The following is an 8,971-nucleotide window of genomic DNA, read 5'->3' as shown; positions in this document are numbered from 1 at the left end:
GGTGATGCCTCCGGTCCCATCTTTCTCTCCGGCCAGGGGGCGGGTATGATGCCGACCGCCAGCGCCGTAGTCTCTGATTTGGTGGACACGGCTCGCGAGATGATGAAGGGTATCTCCTGCCTGAAGCCCGCACGTTCGCATCGGGAAGCCGAGACCGAAGATATCAAATTGATGCCGATGGAGGATATTTGCACGAATTATTATTTCCGCTTTTCGGCAGTAGATCGCCCGGGGGTTTTATCCAAGATATCCGGTATTTTAGGCAAAAAGAACATCAGCATCGCCGCCGTTATTCAAAAGGGCAGGCGACAGAGCGGTGCCGTACCGGTAGTTATTACTACTTACAAAGCCCGGGAAAAAGACGTGCAGGATGCCCTGCTGGAAATTGACCAATTAGAAATTGTCCTTGATAAAACGATGGTTATTCGCATAGAAGACGACCAATCATAAACGGGTATTCATAATGAAACACATAATCCTGCTTGGCGACGGCATGGCCGATAATCCTGTAACTTCCTTAGGCGGTAAGACGCCCCTCGAATTTTCCCATACCCCGAACATGGACCGGATGGCAGCAGAAGGCACCTTGGGACTAATTGACACAATCCCGGCCGGAATTTCACCCGGCAGTGATGTTGCCAATCTGGCTGTCCTTGGTTATGACCCCAGGCAATGCTATTCCGGACGCGGCCCCCTGGAGGCAGCTAATATCGGTGTGACCCTGGGAACTGACGATGTGGCTTTCCGCTGCAATCTGGTTACCTTGGGCGGAGATGATAACCCGACCATGCTTGATTTCACGGCCGGGCACATCAGTTCTGAAACCGCCAAAACAATTATCCATGATCTTCATGACCACCTTGGTTCGGATATCTTTGCCTTTTATCCCGGCGTGAGCTATCGTCACCTGCTGGTGTGGAAAAATGGCCTCGGCGGGATGGGGACAACGCCTCCGCATGACATCACGGGACGCGAGATTAAAGGTTTTTTCCCTAAGGGGGAGGGGGCGCCCCAATTAAATGATTTGATGCGGCTCGCTCATGATTTTTTGCGGGACCATCCTGTCAACCAGAGGCTCATAAAAGAAGGCAAAAAACCTGCTAATGCAATATGGTTATGGGGGCAGGGCAGGGCGCCGCAAATCGTCCCGCTCACCTTAAAGTATAACCTTAAGGGCGGCATGATTTCCGCAGTAGATCTGCTCAATGGGATCGGCATTTATGCCGGACTAAAAGTGATACCGGTTGAGGGAGCGACAGGCTACACGGACACCAATTATCTCGGGAAGGCGAAGAACGCCCTGGCAGCCTTGCAGGAACTTGATTTCATGTTCCTGCATGTGGAAGCGCCTGATGAAATGGGGCATGAAGGCAACCTGGAAGGGAAAATCAAGGCCATAGAGGATTTTGACGAGAAGATCGTCGGCCCGATCCTGGAAGGGATGCCGAAATTCGGCGCGTTCCGGGTCATGGTGCTGAGCGATCATCCGACCCCGATTGCGCTCATGACGCATGGATCAGAACCCAGCCCCTTTGCCGTATACTCATCCCGGGCGGATGAAAACTTGGCGCACGGTCGCTTCTATGGAGAAACTGCTGCCCGGGAAGAGGGTATCATAATTTCACCTGGTCATCTGCTGATGAATTATTTCATCCGGGATTGGAGTAGCCTTGTCCACGAAAAATCTCACTAAGATCAGGGTCATCTACGCCGACACCGATGCCATGGGCATTGTCTATCATACCAATTACATCAAATGGTTTGAAATCGGCAGAGCGGAGCTATTGCGGGAACTCGGCGCCCCCTATGCCCAGATTGAATCAAACGGTTATAACTTGCCCTTGACGGAAGTCTCGTGCCATTATTTGTATCCAGCCAGATATGACCAGATTGTTGTTATCGAGACGGAGATCGTCTATTTGAGAAGGGCCACTGTCAAATTTAATTATGTTATCCGGGATGAAAAACAGGAGCGGGTGCTTGTCGAAGGCGAATCTGTCCATGCCTGCGTGAATATGCAAGGCAAGATTGTCCGCATCCCCCCGGATATTATTGATAAAATTGACCCAGGAAAAAATTAATCCTAAGAGAGGTATGATTCATGGCGGAAAGAATTTCAAAAAAGACATTGAAGGAATTAAAGGAACCTGATTTCTTGCAGGTTGAATTAAGCAAGCTGACGACATTTGCGGCCCTTCATAAGTCAAAACTATCCATTATTGGAGTAGTTTTTGTTGTCTGTATAGCTATTGCCGCGGGGTGGTCGCTTTATAGCGTGAATTACGAAAAGTCGGCGCTTCAGCTCTATAGTCAGACGGAGACATCGGCCGTCAAAAGTGGCCCCAGTCCCAATTTAATCACTGCTTACAGAAATGTAATTACCAAATATCCTCGCAGCCAGGCCGCCCTGCAGGCTCATTACCAACTGGGCAATTTATATCTCAATCTCAATCAGGTTGATTTGTCACTCCAGGCCTACGACGAATTCATGCAGCGGGCTCCCCGGAAAAGTTACCTGAAGTATTTCGCTTACTGTGGTCAGGGTTACGGGTACGAAGTTAAGAAGGATTATAAGAATGCCCTGATTTCCTTTGAAAATGCGCTTAAAATGCCCGAAGCAGATTATCTGGCCGGACAGGTTTTCAGAGACATGGGTCGGATTTATGAAGAGATGAACGATCCCAAAAAATCACTGGAATACTACCGCAAATCACTGGAGAAAACCGCCGACAGCACCATGCAAATGATCCTGAAGAGAAAAATTGCCGGCCTCAGTTAGGATGAACTCGTAAAAAGTCGTCACACCGGTGAAAACCGGTGTCCAGTTTGTTTGTAACATGTCTTTAATCCCTGGATTCCGGTTTTCACCGGAATGACAATTCTTGGGCATTTTCGACTTTTTACGAGGCCGCCAGTTAGAAGGGGGCAATAATAATGTCCTACCGAACCACCATGAGCATATTTATCACAATTTTTGTGATGCACCTCTCTTTTGTTCAGGTCCGGGCGGAGGATAGGGTGGCGGCGGAGCATGTTTTTGGTTTTGCTGAATCGCTTTATGAGGAGGGGGATTATTTCCGCGCCATAGGTGAATATAAGCGTTATATTTATCTGGCTCCCACAGACAATCAGGCAGAAAAGGCAACTTTTCGTATTGCGGAATGTTATTTCCAAGCCAAAAGATGGGCAGAGGCTATTATTGCCTGCGACCAGTTCTTGTCCAAGTATCCGGCCAGTCCCCGTTATTTTGAGATGCTCTACCTGAAAGGAAGAATCGAAAAACTATCCGGCAGATATGAAGATTCATTGCGCACCTTTGAGCTGATCACCATTGCCAATGCGCCCAATTACAGCGATAAAGCCCTGTACCAAAGGGCCCTGGTCATGCTGGAACGCACGGACTGGCGCGGCGCCCAAGATGCCTTGCGGCAGGTTCCCCAAGGGAGCCCTCTATTTCCCGCCGCCTCGCTCTTTGCTGCCGAGATGGAAAAGATGGAATTGCCATATAAATCTCCTGCAACAGCCGGCCTGCTGGCCGCTGTTCTCCCTGGGGCAGGTCATTTGTATGCGGAAAGGCCCCGTGATGCCCTGGTGGCTTTTCTATTAAACGGTGCTTTTATTTGGGGGGCTGCGGAACTTTTTCACCATGATAATTACGTGGTCGGCGGCATATTTGCCTTTTTCGAACTGGGCTGGTATAGCGGCAACATTTACAGCGCCGTCAGCAGCGTCCACAAATATAACCGCGATAAAGAAAGAGACTTCATCCAAAAGCTGAAGGATAATTTTTCGCTTGCCCTGTATCGTGATGGGGGCGCTCAATCCATTATTATCAGCCATAGATTTTGATTGCATGAAACGACGGAATTATAAATTATTCATCATGTTAGAGCCAATTGCAAAACTCGTCACACCGGTGAAAACCGGTGTCCAGCGCGTTTGTAAAGCATTGATATTTCTGGATTCCGGCTTCCGCCGGAATGACCTGCGGGGCATTTATGCGACTTTTGCAATTGTCTCGTTAGTTTGGTTTGGGCTGTTGGTTTGTTTTACGCCCATACTTTGCTGCGCATCCGGCGCTGAAAGAGACGATAGTTTTACCCCCTGGGACTTTGCCGCGCGAGAAATGAAGAGGGCAGGGTCATCAAATGAGCTATCATGGCCGGCCTCTCTGTTAAAAGGCGGATTTATATTTTTCAGCAAGTATATATCGCCGATAGATGGTGATCGTTGCAACATGTATCCGACCTGCGCCGCCTATAGCCGGGAAGCCGTTGAAAAACATGGATTTACAGGGGGACTGCTCTTAACGGTAGATCGCCTGATACACGAAAGCAATGAGATAGATACGGCGCCGCGGATAATAAAATGGGATCGGTTAAGGTATCTGGACCCGGTTAGCAACAATGATTTCTGGTGGCATACGCACCCTTGACATTTGCCGATAAACAATTAGCTTTCAGCAATAATACATTAAATTTTCCATATTTGGAGGAACATGAGCACAGATTATTATAAGACACTGGGGGTAGGTAAGGATGCCAGCGCGGACGATATCAAGAAGGCCTACCGCAAGCTGGCAGTCAAATTTCATCCTGATAAGAATCCGGGCAATAAGGAAGCGGAAGAAAAATTCAAGAAAATGAGTGAGGCCTATGCCGTATTGAGCGACCAGGAAAAGCGCAAGCAATACGATAACTACGGCGCCGATGGCTTCAGTCAGCATTATAGCCAGGAGGACATCTTCCGTGGTTTTGACATTAATGAGATCCTCCGGGGCTTTGGTGCGGCCGGTGCGGGCGGCAGGAGACGATCCTACAGCTTTCAGTCCGGGCCGTCCGGGGGGGGCGATCCGTTCGCAGATTTATTCGGTGGCGGTGGGCAGTACCAGCAGATGCCGCCCCAAAAAGGTCAGGATCTCGAATATAACCTGGCGATAACAATAGAAGAATCAGTTATGGGGGCGGAAAAAAAATTGGCTATCAATAAGGATGGCCGGGTAGATGAGATCAATATCAGGATACCGGCGGGAATCAATGCCGGCAAGAAGCTGCGCCTGACAGGTAAGGGTTTGCCGGGCGGTTACGGTGGACCGTTAGGGGATTTATACCTGAACATCAGTATCATGCCCCATCCCATATTCGCCAGAGACGGAAACGACATTTATATAGACAAAGAGGTCAAGTTTTCCCAGGCCGTACTGGGAACGAGCCTTGATATTCCGACCGTGGATGGATCAGTGAAAAGAATCAAAATTCCACCTGGAACGCAGAACAACACCAAGATCAGGATGAAGGGTTTAGGCGTACCAAATTTAAAAGGGTCGGACCCGGGAGACCAATACGTAAAGGTTACGGTGAATGTTCCGAAAAAACTAACCGCCGTACAAGCAGATTTGATGAAGAAGCTGGCCGAGGAAGATTTGTAATACTTTTTGTTAGTGTCCTATAAGATATCTTATGTAAACTTACAGGCAGGAAAAGGCTTTAAAGGTTACTTTAAATAAATCTCGTCGCCCCCGCCCCGAGAATCCGGTCGGCATCCCTTTTTATATTGGCCGATAATTCGACTCTGTAATTTTCCCCGAGATAAATAATTGTTTCATGCCGGCCGTTCAGCAAGCGCAGACAGCTTTCGTATTTACCCTGATACTCCTTGATAATTTTCTTTAAAGAAGCCAGCACATCAGCATCTAACGCGGCGCCATCAAAGGTAAATTGAGCGGAAGAGGGAGAATTTACTATAACTGCGCTTAAGGGCTGGGCCTCAGTGGCTATTACCTTGAGGCTCTCCTCAGAAACATCAAGTATCCCTTCAACTAAAATCGGTTCGTCACCATGGAGAAGCACTGTGGCCTTTCTGTAAACGTCGGCAAAAAATATCACGTTTACAGATCCCTTGAGGTCTTCCAAGGTCACATAGGCCATAATATCCTTCTTTTTCGTGGTGACCTCGCGGATGCTGCTGACGATGCCGCCAAAAACGACGCTTTCCTTGTCTTTACGTTCGGAAATACGTTCCGTATCCGTATTCGTGACCAGGGCCAGACTATCGGCAAATCTTTCGAGAGGATGTCCCGTAATATAAAATCCCAGGGTCTCTTTTTCATTGGCCAGCAGTTCCTTGTTATCCCATTCAGGCACATCAATAATACCGCTGTTGCTTTTGATAACTGACGAATGTTGTTCTTCCTGCGAAAAAAGCTGATCAAACAGCGATACCTGCTGGCTGTCCTTTTCCTTGCGTCGCTTCTGTGCTACATCCATGGCGCCTTCGTGGGAGATTATCAACTGACGGCGACGATAACCCATGGAATCAAAGGCCCCGCATTTGATCAGGCTCTCCATTACACGCTTGTTTATCTTTGATAAATCAATACGCTCGCAGAAATTATGAAAGTCCTCGAATTGACCTTCCCGGCGAGCCGTAATAATGGCTTCAATGGCCCCTACCCCGACGTTCTTTACGCCTGCCAGACCGAAGCGGATACTGTCGGCGGTAATGCTGAAATCACGCTCCGAGGCATTGATATCCGGTGGCAGGACCTTGATTGCCATCTCCTTGCAGCCACTGATGTGCTTGATAATCTTGTCCCGGTTGTCCTTTTCACTGGTCAGCAAGGCGGCCATGAATTCGACGGGATAATGGGCTTTAAGATAGGCCGTTTGATAAGAGATCATGGCGTAGGCAGTGCTGTGAGATTTGTTGAAACCATACTCGGCAAATGTCTCCATCTGCTCCCAGATCTTGCGCGCCTTCGCCTCCGGAATTTTAACTTTCCTGGCGCCTTCCATGAACTTTGGTTTCTCTTTTTCCATATCGGCGGCTTTTTTCTTGCTCATTACCTTCCGCAAGGTATCGGCCTCTGCCATACTGTAATTACCGACGGTCACGGCAATTTGCATAACCTGTTCCTGGTAGAGAATTACGCCGTAAGTCTCGCTGAGTATGTCCTGAAGTTGAGGTAGTTCATAAACTATTTTCGTCTTGCCCTGCTTGCGGGCAATAAATTCCGGCACCATGCTCATCGGGCCGGGACGGTAAAGCGCGATGAGGGCTATGATGTCTTCGATGCAGTCCGGTTTCATGCCCACCAGAATATCCTTCATGCCCGCGCTTTCGAGTTGGAAAACGCCGTCCGTATCGCCCTTCATGAGCAGTTGGTAGGTCTGGACGTCGTCTAAGGGCAGATTATCCATATCGAGCGTCTCTCCCCTGCCCTCTTGAATAAAACGCAGGACATTTTTAATGACGGTCAAGGTCTTTAGTCCCAGGAAATCGAACTTGGTGAGACCGACCTCCTGAATGTCATTCATCGAGAACTGAGTGACGACATCATCCTTGGGAGTGCAGAGGGGGACTCTTTCTACTAAGGGCACATCGGAAATAACGACCCCGGCGGCATGGGTGGAGGCATGACGGTTCAGCCCCTCGAGGGCCCGCGAGAAGGTCAATAATTGCCGGATCCGCGGATTCTTGTTTTCTTCTTCCCGCAGGCGAGGCTCTTTTTTGATTGCCTCATCGAGAGTAATATTCAGGATATTGGGTATCAGCTTGGCGATGACGTCCACTTCACCGTAGGGGATGTTCAGCGCCCGCCCGACATCTCTGATGACTGCCCGGGCCTGCATTTTACCAAACGTAATGATCTGGGAAACTTTGTCGGCGCCGTACTTATTGGTAACATACCTGATAATTTCATCGCGTCCCTCCTGGCAAAAATCAATATCAATATCAGGCATACTGATGCGATCGGGGTTAAGAAACCTTTCGAAGAATAGTTTGTAGCGAATGGGATCAATATTGGTAATGCCGGTGGTATAGGCCACCAGGCTTCCCGCCGCAGAACCGCGGCCGGGGCCGACGGGTATATTATGGCTTTTGGCATAATTGACAAAATCGGCCACGATCAGAAAATATCCGGCAAATCCCATTTTCTTGATGATCGCCAGTTCCTCATGTAGGCGATTATCATAAACCATTTTAAGTTCCGGACTGCGATCCTGTAAAATAGCAGGCAACATTTCCTCCAGTCCTTTGGAGGCCAATGCACACAAATATTCATCCAATGATTGCTCTGTATCAATCTCAAAATGAGGCAGATAAAAACGGCCAGTCTCACTGGCGAATTCAAGCTTCAGGTTGCATCTCTCAGCAATAAGAACAGTATTATCAACAGCTTCTTTGCAATAGCTAAAGCTTTCTATCATTGTTTCCGGGGACTTGAAGTAGAATTCATCCGACCCGAAACGCATCCGGTCGGCATCTTCCAAAGTCTTCCCGGTTTGAATGCATAACAGGACTTCGTGAACGTCCCGATCTTCCTTCTTCAGATAATGGCAGTCATTGGTGGCCACAAGCGGAATGGAGAGCTGATGGCTTAACTCAATCAGCCCGGCATTGACTTTTTCCTGCTCCGGGAGGCCATTGGACATTAATTCAAGATAAAAATTGTCTGCCCCGAATATCTCGCGGTACGCCTCAGCAGCTTTAACGGCGGCCGCAAGGCTGCCTTTCAGGATCAGATCCGCTATCTCGCCGTGCAGACAGGCGCTGGTCGCAATCAGGCCTTCATGACACTGGGCCAGGATTTCCTTATCTACACGCGGGCGATAGTAAAAACCTTCCAGGTAGCCGGCGGTCGTTAATTTCATGAGGTTTTTATAGCCATGAAAGTTTTTAACGAGCACCACGAGATGACGAGCGGTTTCTCCGATGTGGCCGGCAGTTTTGATAAACCGGCTCTGCGGAGCGACATAAAGTTCACAGCCGATGATGGGTTTGATACCCTGCTTGTAGGCCCGTTGATAAAAATCTATGGCGCCGAACATATTGCCGTGGTCGGTCATGGCCACGGCGGGCATTTTATATTCTTTGGCTTTCTTGAATAGTTCGTCCAGACGGATCGTCCCGTCTAAGAGGCTATACTGGGTATGGACGTGAAGATGAACAAAACCGGCATGATGCATAT

General features: G+C 48.8%; 8 protein-coding genes. 7 read left to right on the top strand and 1 reads right to left on the bottom strand.

Features of this window, described 5'->3' with window-relative positions:
- The 7 genes from NT140_02470 to NT140_02440 all read left to right on the top strand — a co-directional run.
- Window positions 1-450 (top strand): ACT domain-containing protein (locus tag NT140_02470; GenBank protein ID MCX5830749.1); only part of this gene is annotated, 450 nt, incomplete at its 5' end.
- Window positions 451-463: 13 nt separating this feature from the next.
- Window positions 464-1,693: a cofactor-independent phosphoglycerate mutase gene (locus NT140_02465; GenBank protein ID MCX5830748.1), complete on the top strand. Its 1,230-nt coding sequence runs from the start codon at window positions 464-466 to the stop codon at window positions 1,691-1,693.
- A complete protein-coding gene (locus NT140_02460; GenBank protein MCX5830747.1) occupies window positions 1,671-2,081 on the top strand; it encodes a thioesterase family protein in 411 nt (136 codons plus the stop codon). Before NT140_02465 ends, NT140_02460 begins: the two co-directional genes overlap by 23 nt.
- 20 nt (window positions 2,082-2,101) lie before the next feature.
- Complete coding sequence (locus tag NT140_02455; GenBank protein MCX5830746.1) at window positions 2,102-2,779, top strand: tetratricopeptide repeat protein; 678 nt, start codon at window positions 2,102-2,104, stop codon at window positions 2,777-2,779.
- 155 nt (window positions 2,780-2,934) lie between these two features.
- A complete protein-coding gene (locus tag NT140_02450; protein MCX5830745.1) occupies window positions 2,935-3,849 on the top strand; it encodes a tetratricopeptide repeat protein in 915 nt (304 codons plus the stop codon).
- Window positions 3,850-3,883: 34 nt separating this feature from the next.
- Window positions 3,884-4,435: a membrane protein insertion efficiency factor YidD gene (yidD, locus tag NT140_02445; protein MCX5830744.1), complete on the top strand. Its 552-nt coding sequence runs from the start codon at window positions 3,884-3,886 to the stop codon at window positions 4,433-4,435.
- 63 nt (window positions 4,436-4,498) lie between these two features.
- The gene (locus tag NT140_02440; protein ID MCX5830743.1) at window positions 4,499-5,428 is read left to right on the top strand and encodes a DnaJ domain-containing protein; all 930 of its coding nucleotides are present in this window, start codon (window positions 4,499-4,501) and stop codon (window positions 5,426-5,428) included.
- 70 nt (window positions 5,429-5,498) lie between these two features.
- On the opposite strand, the gene NT140_02435 is transcribed toward NT140_02440, so the two are convergent.
- The gene (locus NT140_02435; GenBank protein ID MCX5830742.1) at window positions 5,499-8,969 is read right to left on the bottom strand and encodes a DNA polymerase III subunit alpha; all 3,471 of its coding nucleotides are present in this window, start codon (window positions 8,967-8,969) and stop codon (window positions 5,499-5,501) included.
- Between the last annotated feature and the right edge of the window lie 2 nt (window positions 8,970-8,971).

Source organism: Deltaproteobacteria bacterium (assembly GCA_026388415.1).
GTDB lineage: Bacteria > Desulfobacterota > Syntrophia > Syntrophales > JACQWR01 > JAPLJV01.
This window is presented reverse-complemented; position numbering and strand designations above follow the sequence as displayed.

Coding starts and splice junctions, on each gene's coding strand:
- NT140_02465 (MCX5830748.1), top strand. CDS start 464: ATGAAACACATAATCCTGCTTGGCGACGGCATGGCCGATAATCCTGTA.
- NT140_02455 (MCX5830746.1), top strand. CDS start 2,102: ATGGCGGAAAGAATTTCAAAAAAGACATTGAAGGAATTAAAGGAACCT.
- NT140_02450 (MCX5830745.1), top strand. CDS start 2,935: ATGTCCTACCGAACCACCATGAGCATATTTATCACAATTTTTGTGATG.
- yidD (MCX5830744.1), top strand. CDS start 3,884: ATGTTAGAGCCAATTGCAAAACTCGTCACACCGGTGAAAACCGGTGTC.
- NT140_02440 (MCX5830743.1), top strand. CDS start 4,499: ATGAGCACAGATTATTATAAGACACTGGGGGTAGGTAAGGATGCCAGC.
- NT140_02435 (MCX5830742.1), bottom strand. CDS start 8,969: ATGCATCATGCCGGTTTTGTTCATCTTCACGTCCATACCCAGTATAGC.